The 23,545-nt window shown below is 72.1% G+C and carries 25 protein-coding genes; 5 read left to right on the top strand and 20 right to left on the bottom strand.

The window, feature by feature from the left end; genetic code table 11:
• Window positions 1-44: 44 nt before the first annotated feature.
• Both ABUW04_RS00825 and ABUW04_RS00820 read right to left on the bottom strand, forming a co-directional pair.
• Window positions 45-2,606 (bottom strand): glycosyl hydrolase, encoded by a 2,562-nt coding sequence (locus ABUW04_RS00825; RefSeq protein WP_380563403.1) that lies wholly within the window; start codon window positions 2,604-2,606, stop codon window positions 45-47.
• Window positions 2,607-2,852: 246 nt separating this feature from the next.
• The gene (locus tag ABUW04_RS00820) at window positions 2,853-3,347 is read right to left on the bottom strand and encodes an Lrp/AsnC family transcriptional regulator (RefSeq protein ID WP_030252703.1); all 495 of its coding nucleotides are present in this window, start codon (window positions 3,345-3,347) and stop codon (window positions 2,853-2,855) included.
• A 105-nt stretch (window positions 3,348-3,452) separates the two neighbouring features.
• On the opposite strand from ABUW04_RS00820, the gene ABUW04_RS00815 reads away from it, so the two are divergent.
• On the top strand, window positions 3,453-4,754 hold the full coding sequence (locus ABUW04_RS00815; protein ID WP_380561661.1) for an APC family permease: 1,302 nt from the start codon (window positions 3,453-3,455) through the stop codon (window positions 4,752-4,754).
• Window positions 4,755-4,767: 13 nt separating this feature from the next.
• On the opposite strand, the gene ABUW04_RS00810 is transcribed toward ABUW04_RS00815, so the two are convergent.
• The 6 genes from ABUW04_RS00810 to ABUW04_RS00785 form a co-directional block, all read right to left on the bottom strand.
• On the bottom strand, window positions 4,768-5,178 hold the full coding sequence (locus tag ABUW04_RS00810; protein WP_380561659.1) for a (4Fe-4S)-binding protein: 411 nt from the start codon (window positions 5,176-5,178) through the stop codon (window positions 4,768-4,770).
• 60 nt (window positions 5,179-5,238) lie between these two features.
• Window positions 5,239-5,922, bottom strand: a complete 684-nt coding sequence (locus ABUW04_RS00805; RefSeq protein ID WP_380561657.1) for a class I SAM-dependent methyltransferase — start codon at window positions 5,920-5,922, stop codon at window positions 5,239-5,241.
• 66 nt (window positions 5,923-5,988) lie between these two features.
• On the bottom strand, window positions 5,989-6,618 hold the full coding sequence (locus ABUW04_RS00800) for a DUF3887 domain-containing protein (protein WP_051725152.1): 630 nt from the start codon (window positions 6,616-6,618) through the stop codon (window positions 5,989-5,991).
• A gap of 73 nt (window positions 6,619-6,691) precedes the next feature.
• Entirely contained in the window at window positions 6,692-7,291 is a 600-nt protein-coding gene (locus ABUW04_RS00795) for a DedA family protein (RefSeq protein ID WP_232242095.1), read from the bottom strand.
• A gap of 134 nt (window positions 7,292-7,425) precedes the next feature.
• Window positions 7,426-8,415, bottom strand: coding sequence for an aldo/keto reductase (locus ABUW04_RS00790; RefSeq protein ID WP_380561655.1), 990 nt, complete (start codon window positions 8,413-8,415; stop codon window positions 7,426-7,428).
• A 26-nt stretch (window positions 8,416-8,441) separates the two neighbouring features.
• Window positions 8,442-8,846: a (R)-mandelonitrile lyase gene (locus ABUW04_RS00785; protein WP_030252692.1), complete on the bottom strand. Its 405-nt coding sequence runs from the start codon at window positions 8,844-8,846 to the stop codon at window positions 8,442-8,444.
• A gap of 226 nt (window positions 8,847-9,072) precedes the next feature.
• Here ABUW04_RS00785 and ABUW04_RS00780 point away from each other — a divergent pair, with 226 nt between their 5' ends.
• Window positions 9,073-9,969: a helix-turn-helix transcriptional regulator gene (locus ABUW04_RS00780; RefSeq protein ID WP_380563401.1), complete on the top strand. Its 897-nt coding sequence runs from the start codon at window positions 9,073-9,075 to the stop codon at window positions 9,967-9,969.
• Between the two features lie 10 nt (window positions 9,970-9,979).
• Here the strand turns inward: ABUW04_RS00780 and ABUW04_RS00775 are convergent, their stop codons facing one another.
• Window positions 9,980-11,074 (bottom strand): hypothetical protein, encoded by a 1,095-nt coding sequence (locus ABUW04_RS00775; RefSeq protein WP_380561653.1) that lies wholly within the window; start codon window positions 11,072-11,074, stop codon window positions 9,980-9,982.
• 129 nt (window positions 11,075-11,203) lie between these two features.
• On the opposite strand from ABUW04_RS00775, the gene ABUW04_RS00770 reads away from it, so the two are divergent.
• A complete protein-coding gene (locus ABUW04_RS00770; protein ID WP_380561651.1) occupies window positions 11,204-11,794 on the top strand; it encodes a maltokinase N-terminal cap-like domain-containing protein in 591 nt (196 codons plus the stop codon).
• Between the two features lie 21 nt (window positions 11,795-11,815).
• Here ABUW04_RS00770 and ABUW04_RS00765 read toward each other — a convergent pair whose 3' ends face one another.
• The 6 genes from ABUW04_RS00765 to ABUW04_RS00740 form a co-directional block, all read right to left on the bottom strand.
• A complete protein-coding gene (locus ABUW04_RS00765) occupies window positions 11,816-12,847 on the bottom strand; it encodes an acyl-CoA desaturase (protein ID WP_380561649.1) in 1,032 nt (343 codons plus the stop codon).
• 202 nt (window positions 12,848-13,049) lie between these two features.
• A complete protein-coding gene (locus tag ABUW04_RS00760; RefSeq protein ID WP_380561647.1) occupies window positions 13,050-13,799 on the bottom strand; it encodes a GAF domain-containing protein in 750 nt (249 codons plus the stop codon).
• 5 nt (window positions 13,800-13,804) lie between these two features.
• Window positions 13,805-14,581, bottom strand: coding sequence for a GAF and ANTAR domain-containing protein (locus ABUW04_RS00755; protein ID WP_380561645.1), 777 nt, complete (start codon window positions 14,579-14,581; stop codon window positions 13,805-13,807).
• Window positions 14,578-14,925: an STAS domain-containing protein gene (locus ABUW04_RS00750; protein WP_380561643.1), complete on the bottom strand. Its 348-nt coding sequence runs from the start codon at window positions 14,923-14,925 to the stop codon at window positions 14,578-14,580. The genes ABUW04_RS00755 and ABUW04_RS00750 overlap by 4 nt, the downstream gene beginning before the upstream one ends.
• Window positions 14,926-15,220: 295 nt before the next feature.
• A complete protein-coding gene (locus ABUW04_RS00745; protein ID WP_380561641.1) occupies window positions 15,221-16,015 on the bottom strand; it encodes a class I SAM-dependent methyltransferase in 795 nt (264 codons plus the stop codon).
• A 71-nt stretch (window positions 16,016-16,086) separates the two neighbouring features.
• The gene (locus tag ABUW04_RS00740) at window positions 16,087-17,538 is read right to left on the bottom strand and encodes an MFS transporter (protein ID WP_380561639.1); all 1,452 of its coding nucleotides are present in this window, start codon (window positions 17,536-17,538) and stop codon (window positions 16,087-16,089) included.
• Window positions 17,539-17,771: 233 nt separating this feature from the next.
• On the opposite strand from ABUW04_RS00740, the gene ABUW04_RS00735 reads away from it, so the two are divergent.
• Window positions 17,772-18,707: a helix-turn-helix transcriptional regulator gene (locus ABUW04_RS00735; protein ID WP_380561637.1), complete on the top strand. Its 936-nt coding sequence runs from the start codon at window positions 17,772-17,774 to the stop codon at window positions 18,705-18,707.
• 25 nt (window positions 18,708-18,732) lie between these two features.
• Here ABUW04_RS00735 and ABUW04_RS00730 read toward each other — a convergent pair whose 3' ends face one another.
• Together ABUW04_RS00730 and ABUW04_RS00725 are read right to left on the bottom strand one after the other, a co-directional pair.
• Complete coding sequence (locus ABUW04_RS00730; protein ID WP_380561635.1) at window positions 18,733-19,971, bottom strand: RNA polymerase sigma factor; 1,239 nt, start codon at window positions 19,969-19,971, stop codon at window positions 18,733-18,735.
• Window positions 19,971-20,327 carry a YciI family protein gene (locus ABUW04_RS00725; protein WP_030252670.1) on the bottom strand — a complete coding sequence of 119 codons (357 nt, stop codon included), beginning with the start codon at window positions 20,325-20,327 and terminating at the stop codon, window positions 19,971-19,973. Before ABUW04_RS00725 ends, ABUW04_RS00730 begins: the two co-directional genes overlap by 1 nt.
• A 152-nt stretch (window positions 20,328-20,479) precedes the next feature.
• On the opposite strand from ABUW04_RS00725, the gene ABUW04_RS00720 reads away from it, so the two are divergent.
• Window positions 20,480-21,343 (top strand): alpha/beta fold hydrolase, encoded by an 864-nt coding sequence (locus ABUW04_RS00720; protein ID WP_380561633.1) that lies wholly within the window; start codon window positions 20,480-20,482, stop codon window positions 21,341-21,343.
• Between the two features lie 15 nt (window positions 21,344-21,358).
• Here the strand turns inward: ABUW04_RS00720 and ABUW04_RS00715 are convergent, their stop codons facing one another.
• From ABUW04_RS00715 to ABUW04_RS00705, 3 genes are all read right to left on the bottom strand, one after another.
• Complete coding sequence (locus ABUW04_RS00715) at window positions 21,359-22,261, bottom strand: NADP-dependent oxidoreductase (RefSeq protein ID WP_380561631.1); 903 nt, start codon at window positions 22,259-22,261, stop codon at window positions 21,359-21,361.
• Between the two features lie 105 nt (window positions 22,262-22,366).
• The gene (locus ABUW04_RS00710; RefSeq protein WP_051725148.1) at window positions 22,367-22,696 is read right to left on the bottom strand and encodes an STAS domain-containing protein; all 330 of its coding nucleotides are present in this window, start codon (window positions 22,694-22,696) and stop codon (window positions 22,367-22,369) included.
• A 201-nt stretch (window positions 22,697-22,897) separates the two neighbouring features.
• Window positions 22,898-23,479, bottom strand: coding sequence for a GNAT family N-acetyltransferase (locus tag ABUW04_RS00705; protein WP_380561630.1), 582 nt, complete (start codon window positions 23,477-23,479; stop codon window positions 22,898-22,900).
• Window positions 23,480-23,545 lie beyond the last annotated feature (66 nt).

Genomic DNA, 23,545 nt, shown 5'->3' with positions numbered 1-23,545 from the left:
GGGCAGCGGGTGACCGCGGGCGGGCCGTCGGTCGGTGCAGGCGATCAGTGCAGGCGGTTCAGGCTGATCGCGTAGATGCCGCGGCCGTGGGTGGCGGCGTAGAGCCGGTTGTCGGGTCCGACGACGACCTGGGTGACGGCTACGGCGGGCAGCTGGCCGATGACCTTCCAGGTCGTCCGGCCCGGAGCCCGGTAGAGGGCGCCCAGGTCGGTGCCGAGGGCGATGCCGCCGCCGGGGGTGAGCGCGATGGAGTCGGCCGGGATGTCGGGCAGGTTGCTGGAGATGTCCTTCCAGGTCAGGCCGCCGTCACGGGACTCGTAGAGGTGGCCGACGCCGGCCCCCGGGCCCTCGTTCCAGGAGCGGGAGAAGCCGTTGACGGCCAGGTAGACGTGGTTGTTGTCGTTGGGGTCGACGGCCAGGCTGGACAGGTAGCGGTTGGGGACGCTGCCGGTGGCGGGCAGGGTGATCTGCTGCCAGCCGGTGCCGTCGGCGTTGCCGACCGCGATGCCGCGGGTGAAGCCCTGGCTGTTGCAGGGGCCGCACCAGGCGGCGTAGATCTTGCCGCCGGAGGCGGCCACCGCGGTGGCGACGTGTCCGGCCCCGAGGTCGAAGACCCCGGTCCAGGCGCTGGAGGAGCGGATGGCGAAGCCCTGGGTCTGCACCCACACGTTCTCGCCGCCGGCCACCCAGGTGCTGGGGGTCTTCAGGTCCGAGGTGAAGGGCGCGATGAAGCGGGCGTTGCTGGTGGCGTTGTCCGGCGGGGGCACGTTGTAGGTGGTGGGCGCACCCAGGCCGTTGTTGGCGGCGCAGTTCTGGGTGACGTTGATCTCCAGGTACACGTACTCCTGGGCGATGTTGCAGCCGTTGGCCGGGTCGTTCAGGGTCATCCCGCCGTCGCCGCCGAAGTTGGAGCCCATCACCGTGTCGTTGCTGCGCAGGATGGACTGGCCGTTGTCCTGCAGGCCGCCGGTGACCGAGACCCCGCCGTTGGCGAGGTCCTTGCCCACGCCGACGGAGTAGTACTGCAGGGTGTCGATGGTGCCGTCGTTCAGCGAGGTCCAGTCGGTGGCGTGGCCGGAAGCGTCGGCCGCGCCGTCCAGCGGCCGCTTGTACATGCCGCCGTCGTTGCCCACGTAGAGCACGGACTTGCCGTGGTAGCTGCCCACCGCGACGGCGTGCTGGTCGGCGTGTGTGGTCTGGGAGCAGTCGCCGGTCTGCTTGGTCGGGTCGATGCTCCAGCAGGGGAAGTAGAAGTTCCAGTAGGGGCCAGGGGTGGTCCAGGTGGTGCCGCCGTCCTTGGTCTCGAAGACCTCCTCCAGGCCGGCGAAGACGTGGTTCGGGTCGTTCGGGTCGACCTGCAGGAACTGGTCGTACCAGCCCTGGGCGCCGGGGTCGGTCAGGGCCGAGCCGGAGGCGGCCAGCTGGTCGGAGGTGGCGATCCGGGTCCAGGGGCCGAACGGTGAGCCGGACTTGGAGACGAAGATGCCGGCCAGCGCGTCGGTGCCGGCGTTGAGTCCGGCCGGGGACTGGTCGATGGCGTAGTAGCGCGAGCCGTCCGCGGAGCGTGCGAAGGTGACGCTGCCGATGTCGGCGGCGTCCGCGGGCAGGTCACCCAGCGAGGTGAGCTTCTGCCACTGCCCGGCGACCTCGGTGTAGAAGCCGTTGTAGGTGTCACCGGAGCGCCAGCCCGCGGCGACCACCACCCGCCCGGGGTTCCTGGGGTCGAAGGCGATGTCGCTGACGATGTTCTTGTAGGCGGACGAGGGGTCGTTCGCCAGGGAACCGCCGGGCATGTAGGCGGGGTTGGGGGCGAACTCCAGCTTCCACGGGCCGTTCAGGTGCACGGTGGAGTGCGACCACAGGCCCTCGCTGGTCGCCGCCCACACGGTGGTGCCGCTGAAGCGCAGCTCGTGGATGCTGGTGCTCTGCAGCTCGGTGCCGCCGACCCGGTCCCGGGAGGTGAAGCTGCCGTGCTCGGGGTGGTCCAGGACGTACACCCCGCTGCCCAGGTAGGCGTCGGCGTTGGTGGTGGCCTCACCGGTGCCCAGCCAGAGCCGGTCCTTGGAGTCCAGGGCCAGTGCCCCGGTGGACTGCGCGGGCAGGGCGTCGCTGATCGCGGTCCACTTGCCGCCGCCGGTGCTGGAACGCCAGACCCCGCCGCCGGCCGAGCCGGCGTAGACGTGTCCCTCGTCGTCGGCGGCCAGTGCGGCCATCCGGCCGGTCACCAGCCCCGCACCGCCACTGGAGTTGGAGTCGTAGTCGCGGTAGCGCGGGTCGTCGGAGTTGTAGGGGAGGTTGGTGACGTTCTGCCAGCTACCGCCGGTGCTCGGCAGTTTCTGCAGGGCGTTCCAGGCCGCTCCGTAGGCGCCGGGCGCGACCACGCCGGGAGAGGTCCGTGCCTCGGACCACTGGGCGGCGCCCTCGGATATCTCGTCGGCCTCCTCGCTGCCGTCGTCCGCGGGGGACGCACTGGCGGTGGCTGCGGCGGTCGCGGCTGCGGGGGTCCGGGCGGCGTGCTTCTGGGCGTAGGCCTTGGCCGCCCCGGGGGCGAAGATGCTCGCTCCGCCGGTGCCCCCCGACGACGCCTGGGCGGGTATCGCGGCCATCAGTCCGGCGATGGCGAAGGCCCCGATTGCGAGTCCTCGCCGCCTGCGGTGCGCTGTGGTCAACAGGTCCTCCCCGAGTGGTCGGTGTCACTGGTTCGTACTGCCGCGCTTGTGTGCAGGGTGACTTGACCACACTCGGGGTGGTGGCAGACATACTTGTGAACCACCTTTGCCAAATCGTTGTCATGCGCTTGGCGGTGGAACGGATGTGACTCGGGGTCAGCGGATCGGCAGGGGCTGCGCGGATCAGTGCCGGTTGCCGCGGGCCAGGTGGTCCAGGGGGAGCGGGCCGCGGCTGAGCACGGTGCGGATGGCGAAGGTGCTGCGGGCGTCGGTGACCGGTTCGATGGCCAGGATGTGGTCCAGCAGCAGGCGCTCGTACGCGGCCAGGTCCGGCACCGCCGCCTCGACCAGGAAGTCCGCCTCGCCGGAGACCACATGGCAGGCGACGACGGCGGGGATGGCGACCAGGGCCTCCTCGATCTGCCGGGAGGTCTCCCGCGAGTGCTGGGCCACCTTCAGGGCGATGAACACCGTCAGCCCCAGACCCGCGCGGTCGCGGTCGAGTTCGGCGCGGTAGCCGCCGATCAGCCCGCCGGCCTCCAGGGCCTTGGTCCGGCGCAGGCAGGAGGAGGGCGAGAGGGACACCGCCTCGGCGAGGTCCACATTGGCGATCCGGCCGTCGCGCTGCAAGCGGTCGAGGATGGCGAGATCGGTCCTGTCCAGGCGGTCGTCCGGCATAAAAGTCAGCATAGGGCCTGAATGCTCGAATATTGAGCCGCCAGGAAGGTTCCCGGCGCAGGAATTTGCCATCGCGTGCCGGGCCTTTCGGAGCATGCTTCTCGCATGACGAAGACATCGGATCTGTCCACCGTTCGGGGCGCCGCCCTCTACATCGGCGCACTGCTGGGCCCCAGCGTCCTGCTGCTGCCCGGGCTCGCCGCCGACCTCGCCGGACCCGCTTCGATCATCGCCTGGATCGGGCTGCTGGCCCTCTCGGCCCTGCTCGCCCGGGTGTTCACGGCGCTGGGCACGCTCCTGCCCAGGAGCGGCGGCGTGGCCGCCTACGCCGAAGCCGGGCTCGGGCCCCGCGCCGGACGGGCGGTCGGCTGGTCCTTCCTGGTCGGGGCGGTCTGCGGGGCGCCGGTGGTCTGCCTGATCGGCGGCAGCTACGTCGCGGCGCCCTTCGGCGGCGGGCGGGCGATGAGCGAGACCGCGGCCGCCGCGCTGCTGGCCGTCGTGATCGCGCTGACCCTGGGCGGCGCCCGGGCCACCACCACCGTGCAACTGCTGCTGGTGGCCCTGCTGGTGGTGATGATCGCGGTCGCGGTCATCGGCTCCGCGCCCTCCGCGCACGCGTCCAACTGGACGCCGTTCGCGCCGCACGGCTGGTCCTCGCTGGGCAGTGCGGCCTCGGTGCTGATGCTGTCCTTCGTCGGCTGGGAGGCGATCGCCCCGCTGGTCTCCCGGCTCGGCAACCCCTCGCGGCAGCTGCCGCGGATCATCCTGTCCGCCTTCGCCGTGACCGCGGTGGTCTACCTCGCGCTGGCGTTCGCGACGGTCGGGGTGCTCGGCGGCCGGGCCGGCAGCGCGGTACCGCTGGCCGATCTGCTGCGCGTCGCGGTCGGTCCGGCCGGTCCGGTGATCGCCGCGGCCACGGCTGTGGTGCTCACCCTCGCCGCCACCAACGCCTACCTCTCCGGCGCCGCGGCCCTGGCCGCGGAACTGCGGGCGCACCGGCGCCCGGCCGGCGGACGCCCCTCGCGCGGGCTGCAGCTCGGCATCTTCGGCACCGGCGCGGTGCTGCTCGGCGGCTCGGCGAGCGGACTGGTCAGCACGGCGCAGCTGGTGGCCCTGCCGACCACGTTGTTCCTCACCGTCTACCTGGGGTGCACCGCGGCGGCCACCCGGGTGCTGACCGGCGGCACCCGGGTGGCCGCCGCGGTGTCGTGCGTCGCCGTCGCGGTCGTCATGGCCTTCGCCGGCTGGTCGCTGATCGGCGCGGCCGTCGTGGTCGGCCTCGGCGCCTCGGCCCGGGTGCGGCCCAGGCCCAGGGACACCAGGCCCGCCGGGCAGGCATCAATGCAGGTACCGGCCCCCGCCGGAGCGGTGGCCGAGGAGGCCGGCGTCGACCACGCCCTGGACTAGCAGGCGGGGGCGGTCACTGCCCGCAGGCGCCGGAGTGGTCGCAGTAGGGCTGGAGCCGGCTCTGCCCGCAGCCGCAGAGGACCGCCCTGGTCTCGGCGCGGGGACCGTCCGCCGTGTCCACCTGCAGCTCGCCGCGGACGGTCAGCTGGCCGGAAGGGCCGCGGCTGATCCGGGTGGGCCGGTCCGGGGTCTCCGCCGGTCCGTCCGCCAACCGGTACTGCAGCGCGCCGGAGGGACAGCGCCGCACCACCTCTGCCACCCGCTCGGGCCCGGCCGCGTCCGGCTCGATCCACGGACGCCTGGCCGTGTCGAAGACCTCGGGCAGCCCCCGTACGCATTCGGCGGCGTGCAGGCAGCGATCGGCGGCGAAGGTCACCGTGACCGACCGCCCCTGGTACGCCTTCTTCTCCGAGCCACTGCTCATGACGGCCTCCCTCGCCGGACTTCCCCCAGTCTGGACGACCGCGACGGGTTCCGCCGGGTGTCAGCGCAGCCGGCGGGCGCGCAGCACCAGGTCCTCGGCGTGGTGCGCCCCGGCGCCGTGCTCGGGCGCCAGTCGCGGCCGCTGCTCGTCCAGCTCCACCGTCCAGTCCTCGTCGAGCAGCGCGGCGACCATCGAGGGCCAGACGTAGTCGGCCGGGTTGAAGCCGTCCTCGCGCACCTCCTGGGACTCCATCCCGGCGTGGTGCACCAGCAGCAGCAGGCCGCCGGGCGCGACCGCCGCCAGCAGCGCGCGCTCCGCCGCGGCGTCAGGGGTGCGCAGCAGGGCCGGGTACTGGGCGGAGACCACGTCGAAGGAGGCCGGCGGCAGCTGCGCGCCCTCCAGGGTGGCGTGCACCCAGTGAACGGCGACGCCGGCGTCCCGCGCGTGCCCGGCCGCCCGCTCCAGCGCCACGGCCGAGACCTCGACCGCGGTCACCTCCCAGCCGGCCTCGGCGAGCCAGATCGCGTCGGCGCCCTCGCCGCAGCCGACGTCCAGCACCCGCCCGGGCGTGAGCCCGGCTATCTCGGTGACCAGCGCGCCGTTGGGCCGGCCGCTCCACAGCCGGTCCTGGGTGGCGTACCGCTGGTCCCACTGCGCCTGCACCTCGGGGTCCACGACGGGGCCGGCGGTGGCGGACGGGGGAGCGTCGGGCGCGGGCGATGCCGCTGCGATGTCGTCAGTCATGGGGCCAACCTCGCCCATCGCCTCCCGGGCGCGCAAATCCCGTGCCGCAGCGAGCGGTGCGGACGCTCACGGTGCGTCGGGGACGAGGATGAAGAGTCCGGCGACCTTCTCGTCGGTGTCGAAGGCGACCCGCGCCTTCATGTCGCCGGCCTCGTAGCGCAGCGGGATGTCGACGACCGTGTGGTCGCCGATCCGGCGGACGAAGGGCTCGCCCTCGCCGAAGCCCTCGAACGCGCCGACGAGGCCGGTGACGGTGGCCAGGCCGTCGCCCCGGACCTCGTCGGTGAAGGCCTCCAGGACCTGCGCGTTGAAGGACGGGCGGGCGTCGTCCATCCGCCCTTCGAGGACGGCGGTGGTGATCGCGATGGCGCGTTCGGCGGCGTCGGCCATCCGCACTGTCTTGTCCATGGGTTCTCCCGTTCGGGGATCGATGGGCTTGCCGAACCGCTGGAAGGCGGCCTGGCGGGTGACTCCGAGCAGGTCCCCGAGCTCCTGCCAGGTGTGCCCGGCGTCCCGGCTCTGCTGCACGCACAGCTTGAGCACCTGTTCCGCCAGGTCGTCGACCTCCCGCGCGCGGTGCACCAGGTCCAGGTAGGCGGGTGACGCCAGCGGACTGCCCAGCGCCCGGGCCAGGGCCGAGGCCTGTTCGGCCATCAGCTTGCCGAGAGCGACGAGGGTCTGCGAAGAATCGACCATGTGTAAAGGATGCCTTTACGCCTCACTGGCGTCAAGGATCGGTTTACAGCGAGGATCCGCCGGCAAGCCCGGCTCAGGTGGGCGGGTGGCGGCGCTGCAGCAGGACCGGGAGCATCGAGACCGCCACCACCACGGCGACCAGCGGCAGCAGGTAGTTCTCGATGCCGGGCACCGCCGCCCCCAGCCAGAAGCCCAGCAGCACCATGCTCTGGGTCCAGGCCAGGCCGCCGACGACCTGCCACAGGGTGAAGGTGCGCACCGGCACCTCCAGCATCCCGGCGACCGGCCCGAGCACGGTGCGGACCATGGGGACGAAGCGGCCGATGACGATGGCCTTGCGGCGCCCGTAGCGGGACAGCAGGTCCTCGCTGCGCGCCAGCACCGACTTCAGCCGGCGGCTGCCGATGCGTTCCAGTGCGGGTCTGCCGCCGTGGCGGCCCAGGTAGTAGCCGAGCTGGGTGCCGATGATCGAACCGGCCGCCGCCCCCAGCATGACCTGCCAGAGCGTCAGATGCGGTCCGTCGCCCACCCCGGTGGCGCAGAGCACCCCGGCCGGGAACAGCAGCGTGTCGCCCGGCACGAAGAAACCGATGACCAGCAGCCCCGCCTCGGCAAAGGTCACCACCACGACGGCCAGTGCCCCGTAGGACGACAGCAGTGAGGACCCGCTCATGGGGTCAACCGCGAGCAGAGCCGCGCTCACGGCAGGGTTCCCATCACGCGACAACGTTAACAACAGATTGGATCTCGTGGTGGGCCTGCTGGAAGAGATCCACTGCCTTCGTCGTCGCTACGCCCTCCGGTTGTTCACCTGCCGACGAGGCTCATGTGCTGGGGGTTGTAGCGGTCCCCGTGGATGCCGATACGGGTGGCGGCCTGGTCCAGGTCGGCCTTCTCGTCGGCGGACAGGGCGACAGCGGTGGCGCCGGTGTTCTCGTCCACACGGGAGATGCGGCGGGTGCCGGGGATGGGGACGATCCACGGCTGCTGGGCCAGCAGCCAGGCCAGGGCGATCTGGCCCGGGGTCGCGTCCTTGGTCCGGGCCAGGGCGGCGACGTGCTCGACCAGGGTCCGGTTGGCGGTGCGGTTGGCCTCGGTGAAGCGGGGGATGGTGCTGCGGATGTCGCCCGGGGTGAAGGCGGTGGTGGTGTCGACGGTGCCGGTGAGGAAGCCCTTGCCCAGCGGGCTGAAGGGCACGAATCCGATACCCAGTTCGGCCAGGGTGGGCAGGACCTCCGGTTCGGGGTCGCGGGTCCACAGCGAGTACTCGCTCTGCACAGCGGTGACCGGGTGGACCGCGTGGGCTCGGCGGATCGTGGCCGCACCCGCCTCCGAGAGGCCGAAGTGGCGGACCTTGCCGGCCTGGACCAGTTCGCCGACCGCGCCGGCCACGTCCTCGACGGGGACGTCCGGGTCGACGCGGTGCTGGTAGAACAGGTCGATCACGTCGGTGCGCAGCCGGCGCAGCGAGGCGTCGGCGACGAGCTTGATCTGCTCGGGGCGGCTGTCGAGCATGCCGGTGGAGGCGCCGTTCTCGATGCGCCAGCCGAACTTGGTCGCCAGCACCACCTGCTCCCGGAGCGGGGCGAGGGCTTCGCCGACCAGTTCCTCGTTGGCGTGCGGTCCGTAGACCTCGGCGGTGTCGAAGAAGGTGACGCCGCGCTCGACCGCGCCGCGAAGGACGGCGATCATCTCGTTGCGGTCGCCGGGATTGGGGCCGTAGCTCTGGGACATGCCCATGCAGCCCATGCCGATGGCCGAGACCTCAAGGCCCTGGCCGAGAGTGCGCGTGTGCACGAGTGGACTCCTGTTCTGGGTGGGTGTCAGGCGGTACGGGTGCTGCGGCGCGGGCCGGCGTACTCGGCGTCGGTCACGTGGGCGAGCCAGTCGACCTCGTCGGTCTCCCACAGCGCCAGGTGGACCATGAAGCGGTCGGGAGCGGCGCCGTGCCAGTGCTCCTCGCCCGGCGGGGTCCACACCACATCGCCGGGGTGGGCCTCCAATACCTCCCCGCCACGGGACTGGATCAGGGCGATGCCCTCGACGATGTACAGGGTCTGGCCCAGGCCGTGGGAGTGCCAGGCCGTCCGTGCACCGGGTGCGAAGCGCACCGCATTGGCCCGCGCCCGGGAGGGTTCCTCGCCGCGGTAGATCACGTCGGCCCAGGCGTCGCCGGTGAACATCGTCTCGGGCAGCTTCAGCGTCGGCTGCCTGGTCAAAAGCTTCATGCTGGTCTTCTCCTCGTACAGGTGCATGGGGGTGCGGTGGCTCAGGAGGCGGCGCGCTCCGCGGTGATCCTCTTCAGCTGGGTGATCGCGCTCATCGCGGTGGGCCATCCGGAGTAGCCCGGCTGCTCGCCCCAGCATCGAGGAAACCCCAGATCAAGGGGATGGGGGAGGGCCTGGCCCTACAGGTACTGACAGGACCCCCCACATGCCTGCGGTCCGTCCTAGCCTGGAAGGCGTGAGTACCGAGAGCGACATCCGCGAGTTCCTAGCCTCCCGCCGGGCCAAGGTCACCCCGCAGCAGGCCGGGCTGCCGGCCTACGGCGGCAACCGGCGCGTGCCGGGCCTTCGGCGCGAGGAGGTCGCCCTGCTCGCGGGCGTGAGCATCGACTACTACATCCGCTTGGAGCGCGGCCACATCGCCGGAGCCTCGGAGGCGGTCCTGGACGCCGTCGCCGGCGCCCTCCAGCTCGACGAGGCGGAGCGCGAGCACCTGCACGACCTGGCCCGCGCCGCCGCCAAGCGCCCCGCCCGGCGTACCCGCCGCACCCGCGGTCCACTGCCGGACAGCGTCCTGCGCGTGCTGCACTCCATGACCGATTCCCCGGCCTTCATCCGCAACGGGCGCCTGGACATCCTGGCCACCAACACCCTGGGCCGCGCTCTCTACGCGCCCCTGTTCCCCGACGCCGCCGCGCAGACCACCAACGTGGCCCGCGCCCAGTTCCTCACCCCTGCCGGCCGCGACTTCTTCCCGCAGTGGGAGACCTCGGTCAACACCACCGTCGCCCTGCTGCGCACCGAGGCCGGACGCGCCCCCCACGACACCGAGCTGACCGGACTGATCGGAGAGCTGGTCACCCGCAGCGAGGAGTTCCGCTCAGCCTGGGCCAAGCACAATGTGCGCCTGCACCACACCGGCCGCAAGTCCTTCCACCACCCCGCCGTCGGCGACATCACCCTCGACTTCGACGCCATGGAACTCCCCGCCCAACCCGGCCTGACCCTCACCGCCTACAGCGCTGCACCCGGCACCCCCGACCATGACGCGCTCACGCTCCTCGCCACCTGGGCCGCCACCGAGACGGCCCCGACCACCAGGGTCTCCAGCACCGGGGAGTCGTGAGAGGGACCGGTCAGCCCCGTCCCGCTTCGGCGGCGCGCAGCTCCACCACCGGACCGCGGTGCGGGAACAGGGAGTTGAGCAGGGTGCGGAAGGCCTGGGCGTCGCCGGCGATCCGGTAGGCGGCGAAGGGGACGCCGACCGCCTCGGCGAGATCGGCGCAGGGGCCGAAGCTGCGCTGGTTGGTGTGCAGCACCAGGAAGCGGTAGCCCTTGTCGTCCAGCAGGACCAGCAGGCTCGACGGACCCAGCCGTGCGCCGGTGTGGAGCAGCCACACCATCTCGGCCACCGGCCGCACCCCCCGGTCGACGCTGCCCTTCAGAGCGGGCCTGCCTGCGACCGGGACCATGTGGGTGTGCCCCTGGGCATCGCTCCAGGCGAGCCGGGTGCCGTCCCAGTGCAGCACCGGCGGGGAAGCCCGCAGGCGGCGGCCGCGGGCGGAGTACGAAGTGCCTGCGAGCTGTGCGGGCACCGACTGCGGCTCGGGGGAGGGCGGGCCGCCGTGCGACTGGTAGCTGGCGCGGGTGCGTCCGAAGGCGCCCTGGTCCGCGAAGACCGTCGGCGGTATCGCCGCCCGGGTGGAGTGACGAGCCGTCACCTTGGCCGCGTCCTCGGCCAGTCGGGCGAGCTTGACGCCGCGTCGCAGTTCCTGCGGCCACAGCAGCCAGACCAGCGGTTCGAGCAGTCTCGCCGCGACGGCGAGCCACACCAGTACCCAGGCGGCGGTGGACCAGCCGCGGGCGGCGGGACCGTCGCCCTTCCAGGTGCACCAGCGGTCGGCGGCGAGCGCCAGGGAGCCGGCCAGCAGCAGCACGGTGAACGCCCGCCAGGCGACCTTCCGGTGCAGCAGCCGGAACCGGAGCATCTCCGCGGTCCCCTCCTCGGGCGCCCGCCAGACCCTCAGGGTCGCGGCGAGGACGAAGAAGAACAGCGCGGCGTCGTGCCACAGCTTGGCGACATGGCTGCTGTCGGCGGTGCCGGTGTCATGGGTGACCAGGACGATCCCCGGTACCGCGACCAGCAACTGCAGTGCCCACCACCGGTAGCGGCGCAGAAACCGCAGCCGACGGCCCAGGCTCGTGGTTGCCAGAGTCCAGGCTGTGCTCATGACGTCCCCCTGCCGTCCCCGCCGAGTTCGCCCTGCTCGCGGACCCTGAGAAGGCTACCCGACCGAACGGGTGGGCCGAACGGCAGTTGATAGCCTCGCAAGCCAGCCGCCGTGCGCGAAGGAGTCCCGATGGCCGTCGTCCACAACACCACGATGACCCCCACCAAGCTCGAACTGCTCACCGAGTGGCTGCTGCGGCAGCGGTGGTACCTCGACTCGGGACGGGCACCGGCGTTGGTGAAGGCCGGCGGGTTCCGGCTGGACGATCCCGAGGGGGAGGTGGGGATCGAGTTCATGGTGGTGGTCGACACGGCCGGGCCCGCCCCGGTGGCGTACCAGGTACCCATGGCCTACCGGGGTGCGCCGCTGGACGGGCCCGAGGCGGAGGCGGCGCTCATCGGCACCTCCGAACACGGCGTCCTGGGCACCCGCTGGCTCTACGACGGCGCCCAGGACCCGGTCGTGACAGCTCAGTTGGCCGCCCTCCTGCGCGGCACGGCGGTGCCGCAGCGCCAGCACGAGAGCGCCACCCCGGACCCGACCGTCACCGTTGCTCCGTCCCCGGCTGCTTCCGGCTCCAACTGCGGGATCATCCGCGTCCTGCGACCGTTGGACAACCCGGCCGAGGTCGATGCGGACCTGCTCCCAGGCCGGGTGGTTGCAGGCTGGACCTGGCCGGACGGCACTGTCGCCCGCGGCGTCCTCGCTACGACGGGATGACCCGTTTCCCGTCGCGGTCGTTCAGGCGGGGAGGCGGCGGTTGGCGAGGCGGGTGGTGTCGGGCCAGTGCACGTCCTTAGCCCAGCCCGCGCGTTCCAGCAGGCGGATCACTCCGGCGCTGGGGTCGATCTGTCGGCGGTCGACCCCGTGGCGGGCGCAGGTGGGTTCGGCGTGGTGCAGGTTGTGCCAGCTCTCGCCGAAGGACAGCAGCGCCAGGGGCCACAGGTTGGTGGCGCGGTCGTACCGGCGGGTGCGGAACGGACGGTCGCCGATCATGTGGCACAACGAGTTGACGCTCCAGGTCACATGCTGCAGCAGCGCCACCCGCACCAGACCCGCCCACAGCAGTGCGGTCAGCGCACCGTGCAGGGTGCCGCCGACGGCCCAGCCCAGGGCGAACGGTAGCGCGAGCGAGAGCACGCACAGCACCGGGAACAGGCCGGAGACGACCCGCATCGACCGGTCGGCGACCATGTCCGGGGCGTAGCGGTCGGCCGGTGTGGCGTCACCGGTGAACAGCCAGCCGACGTGGGCGTGCGCCAGCCCCTTCAGTTCGCCGAACAGGCTGGTGCCGTAGCGGAACGGTGAGTGGGGGTCGCCGGGCCGGTCGGTGAAGGCGTGGTGCCGGCGGTGGGTCGCCACCCAGCCGATCACGTCGCCCTGGAAGCTCATCGACCCGGCCACCGCGAGCACGACGCGCAGGCTGGGGGTGGGGGTGAAGCTGCCGTGCGTCAGGCAGCGGTGGAAGCCCACGGTCACCCCGAGACCGGTGAGGGTGTACAGGGCCAGGGCGAGGGCCAGATCGGTGGGGCCGATCAGGCTGCCCCAGAGCACCCAGGCCGCCAGGACCACGGCTATCAGCGGGAAGGCCACGATCAGGCCGGTCAGCGCGACCTGCCACTGCGGTGGACGCTTCTGCTCGGGCGACGGGACGGTCCCGAAGGGTGCATGACCGTCGTAGGGGACCGGTTCCCGTGCCGGCGCGGGAAGGGTGGTGACGGTGTCAGGGGGACCCGTTCGCGGTGCGGTCGGGATCAGGCTGTCGGCGGACATCTGGAACTCCTCGGCTGTTGCCAGTGGCGCAGCCGGGTCCGGGGCAGCGGGGACATGACCGTCACAGCGGTCAGGTGGTACTTACGACACTACATCGCGGTTCCCGGCCTCGGAGGGCGTTCACGTCCGGACCGTTCACCAGCACTCCTTCCCGTTTCGCGGGTGCCCATGCCGACCGCTCCCGCCCCGTCGTCGCGGCCGGTCAGCGGCGTCGGCCGGGCTTTCGCGGCTGGCGAATGCGGGCGGTGTCGAACTCGCCGTCGGCGATGAGCCTGGCCAGTCGGGAGAGCTGGTGGTGGTTGGAGCGGGCGTAGGAGCGGAAGGCGACGAAGGCCTCGTCCGGGCTGACCTGCCAGCGTTCGGCGAGGATGCCCTTGACCTGCTCCAGGACGATGCGACTGGTGAGTGCGTGCTGGAGCTGGCCACGTTCGACCTCGCTGTGGGCCAGGGTGCGCTGCTGCAGGATGGCGATGGTGGCCACGTCCGCCAGCGCCTGGCCCAGGGCGATGTCGGCGTCGCCGAGCGCGGTGGCATCGGTCTGGAACAGGCCCACCGAGCCGATGACCCTGCCGCGCAGCCGCAGCGGGAGCGCATTGGTGGACACGAAGCCGGAGCTCCGCGCGGCGGGGGTGAACTGCGGCCAGTTGCGGGCCGCATCCGGGTCCGCGAGGTCGATGTTGGTCCGGGGCCGGCCGCTCCGGTAGCAGTCCACGCACGGCCCCTGGTCGTGCTGCAGGGAGAACAGCTCCAGCAGCCGGGTGTGCTCGTCCGAGGCCGCGAGTACCGTCAGCACGTCGTGCTGGTCGGCCAGCAGCACCCCGCAGGCGGCCACGTCCAGCAGTTCCACGCAGCGTCCGCACAGCCGCTGCAGGAAGTCGATCAGGTCGAAGTCCTCGGTCAGGGAATCGGCGACTTCCACGAAGACCTTGGTGAGCTGTTGTTCGCGGGTCATGGCGGTCAGTCCTTCTCTGGGACGGGCATCGGGGTGCCGTTGCCGTTGCCGTAGGTGTCGTCCAGGCGCAGTCGCCGCTCGACCACGTCCCGGGAGATGTCGGTGATGGATCGGCCGGTGCCGAACGCGTGTGCACGCAGCCGCAGCAGGGCCTGCGGCAGCGAGAGATCGAGTTGGACGCTGACCATGCCGGTGGCCTGATGTATCACAGCATGGTGCAACGCCTGCCGGGAATCCACCGGGACTGCCGTGCCCACGCCCGACACCCCGCCGCCCATCCCCTTGCCACCCAGCCCCCCGCTGCCCAGCGCCCTGGCGGTCAGTGCGTGAGCCAGTACCTGCGCGTCCTCGACCTGCTCGTCGGTGAGCGGACCCGGGGTCCGGCGCAGCGCCGTCAACACGCCCACGGGTACCGCTCGGATCCCCATCGGGAAGCAGAACACGGCCCGGGTGGCCAGCCCCGGAGCCTCCCGGCTCAGCTCCGGCCAGCGCTGGCGCCACACCTGCGCCAGATCGGGGACGAGCACCCGCACACCCCCGCGCAGGGCTTCGGGCCCCGGGCCCTGGCCGAGGGTGAACTGGAGGTCCTCGAACCGGCGCGCCGCCTCGTCCGAGCACCACACCGGCTCGGCCGAGCCGTCCTCGGCCGTCAGGGACACCGTCAGCCCGTCCACGTCCAGGGCCCGCACGCCGAGGTCCGAGATGTCGGCGATGCTGCCGGAGCCCTCCCGGAGCTGGCTCTGGAGCAGCGTCAGCACCTGGGCCATGCGTTCACCGATCACCGGAGGTTCCGGCTCACCGGACGGGTCGGCGACGGTATGTGTGGGTCCCCGTCGGGCAGCAGGGTGCTGAGGGTGCCGGTGAGGACGAGCAGCCGCAGCATCCCGGGAGTCGGGTGCTCCAACCGTAGGGAGCCGCTGCGTTCCTTGGTGGCCCGGGCTGCGGCGAGGAGGGCTTCCACACCGCTCACATCGCAGAACGTGACACCCGCCAGGTCGATGCTGAGGGTTCTCACCCCCGAGTCCAGACACTGCGCCACGATGACGTCCAGCACCGCGGCCGAGTCCAGATCCAGTTCCCCGACCAGTCCGATCCAGGTACCGCGCTCGCCGTCGTGGCGTCGCACGCTGAACCGGGGAGGCATCTGCCCTGCAGCCCGTGCCGGGGGTACGGCCGCCGCGGTCGTGGGCGTTGCACCTGTCCGCCTGTCGCTGCGCATCCGGGACTCCTCCGCCGATCGTCAATGACGCGGCCGGGGTCGGGGGCAGCGGGAACACGGTGCCGTCGGCGGAATCGCAGCTCGGCCGAGGGCGGTGCCTAGAAGGGTGCTCCCCTCACCATAGTCCCGGGGGCGGGATCGGGCCTCGCCTGCGGACACGATTTGCGGGAGCGGCAGTGCGCCTGCCGCCACCGCGGTCCGCTCAGCCCGGACCCTTGCGCCCCACGAGGTGGAAGACGCGACTCAGCTGGCGGTAGGGGTCCCGTCGGGCGGCCTCGAGCTCGACCGCGGCCGTCGCGGCCACCCGCTCGGCATCGCCGACGTCCAGCACGGCTCCGCCGAACTCCAGCCAGTCGACGAACAGCCAGACCCCGTACCAGTGGAGCGGTTCCACGCCCCGACTCAGCAGGAGTTCGCTGATCTCCTCCACCGTGTCGGCTCGGCCCGACACGCCGAGCACCCCGATCTCGGTCCTGGCGTCGAACGCCGCCAGGGCGTCCTCCCACCGCTGTTCCATCGCCGGGCGCACCGCCGCCGCCTTGGCATTGCCCGTCATGATGGAGACCAGGCCGCCGTCGGCCGCGCAGCGGCACAACTGGTCGACCATCGGTTCCGGTCGGTCGAGGTACCCGAGCACGCCATGGCACAACACGGCGTCAAACTGCCGACCGTGCAGCGCTTCGGTGGCGTTCTCGCCGTCGCCCTGCAGCAGCGTCACTCGCCCCCGGACTTCCTCGGGCAGTCGCTGGAGCCGTTGTCGGGCCTTGTCCAGCATCGCCGGCGACGGGTCGAGCAGGGTCACCTGGTAGCCGGCCTGGGCCAGCGGAAACGACTGGTGCCCCGCCCCGCCACCGACGTCCAGCACGGTCGCCGGAGGCGGCGGCAGGTGCTCCAGCAACTGCTGGTGCATCACATAGGTGCGCACCCGCCCCTTCACCGAGGCATACGCCTCATCTACAAACAGGTCAGCCAGCCCGGCCCAGGTGTCATCGCCCACCCCACCACGATAGGCGGTGGCTGCCGGGTTCCCGATCACCCGCACCGTCGTGCCCGACGGCTGAGCGGGCGTCAGGGCGCCGGCGTCGCTGCCGGCCGCGGCTTGCGGAGGAAGAGGAGTGCGATGGCGACGCCGGTCAGGACCAGTGCGGCGTTGGCGGTGACGGCGGTGGTGATGCCGTGCAGGACGTCCGGGGCGGCGGCAGAGGCCATCGACCCGGTGGCGATCGCGCTCATGACGGGGGTGCCCAGGGTGATGCCGATCTGCTGGGTCATGGTGGCCAGGCCGGTGGCGAGTCCCTGTTCGTGGTCGGGCAGCCCCGAGGTCGCGGTGATCATGAAGCCGACGATCACCAGCATGTTGCCCACGCCGCCGGTGAACGTGGTGATCAGCAGGAGGGCGAGGGAGCCGCCGGTCGAGGTGGTCAGGCCCAGCAGGGCGAAGGTGGAGGCGGCCTGCAGAAGGCCACCGCCGATCAGTGTGGCGCGGGTGCCGACCCTGCCGATGATCCTGGGGGCGAAGGATCCGCCGACGACGGTGCCCAGGCCCAGCACACCGAAGGACAGTCCTGCGGCGAGCGGGGAGAAACCCAGCACCTTCTGCAGGTAGAGGGTCAGCAGGAAGACCAGGGAGGTCTCGGTGAGGAAGGCCAGCAGTCCGGTCGCGTTGCCCCAGGCCACGGTGGGCCGGTGCAGGACCGCGACGGGCATCAGCGGGGCCTCCTGGCGACGCTCGACCGCGTGGAAGACCACCAGCAGCGCCAGGCCGGCGGCCAGCGGGCCCAGGGTCAGGGCCGAGCCCCAGCCGTCCCGACCGGCCTGGGTGAAGCCGAACACCAGGGCCAGCAGTCCGAGCGTGACGCTGACGGCTCCGGCGGCGTCCGGACGCGGACGGCTGCTGGGCCGGGACTCCTTGATCACGGACGGTGCGACCAGCAGCACGCCCAGGGCGATGGGCACGTTGATGAAGAACGCCCAGCGCCAGGACAGCAGGTCGGTGAGGACGCCGCCCAGGACGGCCCCGGTGGTGAACCCGGCCGACATCAGCGCCCCGTTCAGCCCCAGGGCGCGGTCGCGCGCCGGTCCTTCGGGGAACGAGGTGGTCAGCAGGGACAGGCCGGCCGGGGTGACCGCGGCGGTGGCCAGCCCCTGGAAGACGCGTGCGGTGATCAGCATGGCCGGGCTGGTGGACAGTCCGCCCGCCAGGGACGCCAGCCCCAGGACGGCGAGGCCCGCCAGGAACATGCGCCGGCGGCCGAAGAGGTCGGCGAGCCGCCCGAAGAGCAGGGTGAAGCCTGCCGCGCACAGCGCGAACGCGGTGGCGACCCACTGCAGGTCGTCCAGGGCGATGCCCAGGCTCCGGCCGACCTGCGGCAGGGCCACGTTGAGGATCGAGAAGTCCACGGCCAGCATGAACTGGGCCACCAGCAGCACGACCAGGACCAGCCGCAGCCTGGGCGTCAGTCCCGTCGACCCGGCACTCCGCACTTCCGGTCCCGGACCGGTCTTCTCCGTCAGCGACATCTTCGGTTCCTCTCCTGCGCAGGTGGTGGCGCTTGTGGAACCGATCGTGCTGGCGCCGGAGGCGGCTACCCAGCCCCCGGTTGTGACAGGCCACCGCGAGACCGTCCGTCGCCAGGGTGGTCATCACAGGACCAGGCTGGGCCGGGCGATGCGGGAACGTGCGCCCGTCCCCGCGGTGTTGTCCCGGTGTGCGGCCTACCTTTCCGACTCGGCCCGCAGAGTGGAGCTGAACGATGAGCCCAGGGCCTGCAGCCCCGCAGCCGGGGTCCCCGGGGGCGGTACGAGCCGAACTCGCAGCCTTCCTCAAGAGCCGCAGAGCCCGGCTCCGCCCCGAGGACGTCGACCTGCCGCTGTACGGGGGCAGGCGCAGGGTGGCCGGACTGCGCCGGGAGGAGCTGGCGATGCTGGCCGGGGTGAGCGTCACTCACTACACGCGGCTCGAACAGGGTCGTGGTGACGGCGCCTCGGACTCCGTCCTGGACGCGATCGCCGGCGCACTGCGGCTCAGCGACGACGAGCGGGCGCACCTGAAGGACCTGGCACGGCCCGCGGGCGAAGTCCGTCGCTCGCCGCAGCGTGCGGGCGAGCGCCCGACGAGCGCGGTGCGCCATCTGCTGACCGCGATGTCCGAAGCGCCGGCGGTCGTCCTGAACCGGCGCAACGACGTCCTCGCCTGGAACCGGCTGGGCCATGCCCTGCTCGCCGGCCACCTGGACTTCGACGCCCCGGACCGGTCGGCGGACCGCCCCAACCTCACCGACATCCTGTTCCTGAGCCCCCAGGGCCGCGCGCTCTACCCCCGCTGGGACGAGGAGGCACAACTCGCCGTCGCCTCGCTGCGGCTGGTGGCAGGACGGCATCCGCAGGACCGCCGGCTGGGCGAACTGGTGGGCCGGCTGGCGGTGCAGAGCCAGGACTTCGCCGCGCTCTGGGCGCACCACCCGGTCCGCACCTGCTCGGACGGCGTCAAGCAGCTGGACCACCCGACCGTGGGGACCATGGAGCTGTTCTTCCAGAGCATGTCGCTGACCGGAAGCGCCGACCAGCGCATGATCGCCTACAGCGCGGAGCCGGGCACTCCCTCCGAGGCGGCCCTGCGGCTGCTGGCCAGCCTCAGCAGGTCCGGCTCTACCGCCGAAGCTGAAACCGAAGCCGAGGCAGTGGACTGAAGGGAACGCACAAGGTGTCGCGTCGTCAGGTCGGAGTGAGTGCTTGGCGGCGGCGCTTGAGGAAGGTTCGCTCGGCCGTGTTCCCGGTGCGGGCGATGGCACGGTCGTAGGCCTGCGCCGCCTCGGAGCTTCGGCCCAGGCGACGGAGCAGGTCGGCGCGGACGGCGTGGAGCACGTGGTAACCGTCCAGGCCGGGGGCGAGGTCGTCGACCAGGGCGAGCGCCTGCTGCGGCCCGTCCACCTCGGCGACCGCGACCGCTCGGTTCAGGGCCACGATCGGGCTCGGCGCGACCACCGTCAACTGGTCGTACAGCCGCAGGATCTGGCCCCAGTCGGTGGCGGCTGCGGTCCGGGCGTCGCTGTGCACAGCGTTGATGGCCGCCTGGATCTGATAGGGGCCCGGCCGGTTGCGGCGCAGGCAGCGCCGGACGAGGGCCTGGCCCTCGGCGACGAGATCCTGGTCCCACAGCGTGCGGTCCTGGTCGCCGAGCGGTACCAGTTCGCCGTCGGGACCGGTGCGGGCGGCCGTGCGTGCGTGGGCGAGCAGCATGAGCGCCAGCAGCCCCAAGGCCTCGGGTTCGTCGGGCATCAGCTCGACCAGGAGCCGCCCCAGGCGGACCGCCTCCGCGACGAGGTCCTCGCGGAGCAGCTGCTCGCCCGAGCCCGCCGCGTAGCCTTCGTTGAAGATCAGGTAGATGACGGCGAGCACGGCGCCCAGGCGCCCGGGCAGGTCGGCCTCGTAGGGGATCCGGTAGGGGATCCCGGCATCGCGGATCTTGCCCTTGGCCCGGACCAGCCGCTGGGCCATGGTCGGCTCGGGCACCAGGAAGGCGCGTGCGATCTCCGCGGTGGTGAGGCCGCCCAGCAGACGGAGCGTCAGCGCGATCCGGGCCTCGGTGGCCAGCGAGGGGTGGCAGCAGGTGAAGATCAGCCGTAGTCGGTCGTCGCGCACGGGACCCTCCTCGGCCGGTTCGTCACGGGCGTACAGCTGGGCGGCCTGCGCGTGCCGGTCCTGGCGGGAGGCTTCCCGGCGCAGGCGGTCGATCGCGCGGTTGCGTGCGGTGGTGATGATCCATCCGGCCGGGCTCGGCGGCACCCCCGTCGCCGCCCAGCGGTCCAGCGCCGTGGTGAAGGCGTCCTGGACCGCGTCCTCGGCGATGTCGATGTCGCCGAAGGCACGGACCAGGACGGCGATCGACCGGCCGTACTCGCGTCGGAAGACATCTTCGACGTCGGCGGCGGTCGGGCCCAGCAGGTCGGTCATCAGGCCGGCACGTCACCCATGAACGGCCGCACCTCGATCGGCAGCGTGGTCGCCCGGGCGGCCTTGCTGCCCCACTCCAGCGCAGCGTCCAGATCGGGCGCGGTGACGATGCACAGCCCGCCGAGGTACTCCTTGCCCTCGGCGAACGGGCCGTCGGTCATCAGCACGTCCCCGTCCTTCACCCGAACCATGGTGGCGGTGCTGGGGGCGTGCAGCCCGCCGGCGAACACCCACGCCCCGGCGGCCCGCAGTTCCTGGTGGAAGACCTCCAGATTCCGGTTGATCTCCGCGAGCACCTCGGGCGCCGGGCGCTCCTGTCCGGTCGGCTGCACGACGCTGAGCAGGTACTGCTTCATGATGTCCTCCTGGACCGTCCGGTCGGCGTCCGCCGACCTCTCACCCTCTATACGATCGGCCCCGGCCCGGATCGACAGACCCGCACCCATCTTCCACACCATCTCCCATCCGCCTCTTGCCGTCAGCCGCACGCCGAACCAGACTCAGCCGGATGGGTGGCGTGGACGAGACGGTGCTGACCGAGGACGGAGTCCGGCTCTGCGCGACCCGGAGCGGCGAGGGTGTTCCTGTGGTGTTCTGCCACGGCGGCCCCGGACTGTGGGACTTCCTGGATGACCTGGCCGAGCTGCTGGCGGACCGGGCCGCCGTCCACCGCTGGGACCAGCGCGGGTGCGGGCGGTCGCAACGCTGCGGGCCGTACTCGGTCGCCCGGTCGGTGGCCGATCTGGAGGCCGTCCGGCGCCACTTCGGGCTGTACCGGATGACACTGCTGGGCCATTCCTACGGCAGCCACCTGGCCCTGCAGTACGCGCTGGACCATCCCGAGCGGGTGAGCAGCCTGGTCTACCTCTCCGGCACCGGAATCGACAGCCGCGACACCTGGCGGTCGACCTACCAGCAGAACTTGCGGGCCAACCTCGGGACGCACCTGGAGCGCTGGGAGGCGCTGGACGGCCGCGAGCGCACCGAGGCCGAGGGGCGGGAGTGGTGCGTACTGCAGTGCTCAGCGGACTATGCCGACCGGGAGCGGGCGTTGGAGCTGTCCGAGGCTGCGGCCACGCCCTGGTTCGGGGTGAACCTCGACTGCAACGCGACCGTCAACACCGACGTCAAGCGCACCCTGGGAACACCGGAACTGCGGGCCGCCTGCGAGAAGCTGGACCTGCCGGTGCTGATCGTGCACGGAGCCGAGGACATCCGACCCGACTGGGCCCTCGACTCGCTGGAGCAGGCACTTCCGCGGGTCTCGCGGACGCTGCTCGACGGTGCGGGGCACCTGCCCTGGGTGGAGCGGCCGGAGGCCTTCTGCTCCGTGGTCGGCGACTTCCTGGCCGGTGACGCAGCGGGCGCCTGAGCGGCTGCTCGGGCGTCAGCCGACCACCAGCACGAGCTTCCCGCGTACCCGGCCGGTCTCGCCGACGCGGTGCGCCTCGGCGACCTCGGCGAGCGGGAAGGTCCGCGCGACCGGGAGCGAGAAGCGTCCGGCCTCGGTCAGCTCGCCGATCCCGGCGAGTGCGTGCAGCGCGCGGCCGGCGTCCCCGCGGCTGAAGCGCACGCCGTACTTCTGCGCGCCTGCGAAGTCGGCGACCGTCAGCACCTGCTCCGGGCCGCCCGCGAGCTCGATGAGCTCGGGCAGGACGCCGCTTCCGGCGACGTCGAGCGCGAGGTCGACGCCCTCGGGTTCGAGGGCGCGAAGGCGCTCGGCCATGCCCTCGCCGTAGGCGACCGGTTCGGCGCCCAGCGAGCGCAGGTACGCGTGGTTGGCCGGACTGGCAGTGCCGATCACGCGCGCACCGCGGGCCACGGCGAGCTGGACCGCGGCGCTGCCGACGCTTCCGGAGGCGCCGTTGACGAGCAGTCGGCTGCCGCCGGCGACACCGAGCTGGTCCAGCGCGCGGGTGGCCGTCTCGACGGCGGCCGGCAGCGCGGCAGCGGCCGGGAAGTCGAGCGACGGCGGGATCGGCGCGTAGTGGGACAGCACTGCCAGCTCGGCCTGGGCGGCGCCCTCGGTGGAGAAGCCGAACACGCGATCGCCGACGGCCACGTCCGTGACACCGGCGCCGAGCTCGTCGACGACGCCCGCCGCCTCGTAGCCCATGGTCTGCGGAAGCTCCTCGTCCATCAGGCCCTGGCGCTTCTTCCAGTCGCTCGCGTTGACGCCGGCCGCGCGCACCGCGATCCGGACCTGGCCGGGACCCGGATGTGGATCGGGGAGATCCACGATCTCCAGGACCTCGGGGCCTCCGAACCGGCTGAAACGGGCTGCCTTCATCGTCTGCTCCGTCTGCTCCGTCTGTTGCGTCTGCCATGCCTGTTCAGTGGCGAACGCTGCTCGCTTGCCTCGCGCACACCGTACGCCACCGGCAGCGCTCTCCCGTCAGCGCGACTCGCCCCGCAGCAGCGTGGTCAGGCCGGTCACTTCGAGCAGCCGGGCCAGGTAGGCAGGGACGCGGACCAGGTGCAGCGGAACCTCGCGCTCCCGGGCGGCCAGGTGCGCTCTGAGGAGGCCGGAGATCCCGGCGGAGTCGCAGAACGTGGTGAGCGCGACGTCGACCTCGATGCGCTGCACGCCAGGGCTGGTCAGCACCTGCATGACGGCGAGGTGCAGTTCGGGGAGACCGTCCGCGTCGATCTCGCCGCGGAGCAGGATCTCGGCCTTGGAGTCGGCGGCCAGGAGCACGAGGGCCAGTCGGGGGGTAGTGGTCATGGATGTTTCGGACGGCCTCCAGGTCACTGGCACCGGTGCTGGTGCGCCCGACGCAGCCGAGATTTTTGATGTGCACACATAAGGTAGTGGCACGGTCCGGCCGGAACGTCGGCGGGTGCGACCGTACGGGCCGATCGTGTCAGTGTCGTTATCAGCGGCTGTGGCCACCGTCTCAGCCGGACGGCGCGGTACCGCGCGGTCCTACCGCAGCCCTACGCAGTCCAGCGCCCAGAAGGCGTCGGCGTAGACGAGGGTGCCGGTCATCCAGGGCTGGTACGCCGTCAGCCGGGCGACCTGGAAGGCGGGGGCCGGGATCCGCAGCGACGGGGAGCGGAAGCCGATCCGGTCGGCGCGTTCGAACCCCCGGGCCGCGTAGTAGTCGGGCGAGCCTTCGAGGAAGACCAGCGGCGTCTGGCGAGCGTCAGCCGCCGCCAGCGCATGCCGGATGAGCCGGGTGCCGACGCCCCGGTTCTGGTACCGGGGGAGCACACCCAGCGGTGACAGCACCAGGACGTCCACGATGCGCTCCGGGGCGTCGAGCCGGCTGTGCGTCAGCATGGTGTGCCCGACCACCTCGGTGCCGTCCACGGCCACGAACGACATCGGCTCCAGCGGAGCCGGGGCGACGCGCAGCACGTCCACCAGGTCCGGCACCCGGCCGTCACCCGCGAAGGCCGACAGGTGCAGGGCGCGCACGGCCGCATGGTCGCTTTCGCGTTCCGGCCGGATCGGCAGTGCGCCGTCGGCCCGGTCGGCGTCGGAGGTCCTGCCCGTGGTCGCCATGATGGCGAGCGTAGGGGGCCGGTCCGTTGCCCGCGATCGGATTTCCGCCCCGCTGCTCGGGCGGCG

This window comes from Streptacidiphilus jeojiensis (assembly GCF_042510965.1).
Classification (GTDB): Bacteria; Actinomycetota; Actinomycetes; order Streptomycetales; family Streptomycetaceae; genus Streptacidiphilus; species Streptacidiphilus jeojiensis.
The sequence above is the reverse complement of the archived record's forward strand: the minus strand, read 5'-3'. Positions and strand labels throughout refer to the sequence as shown.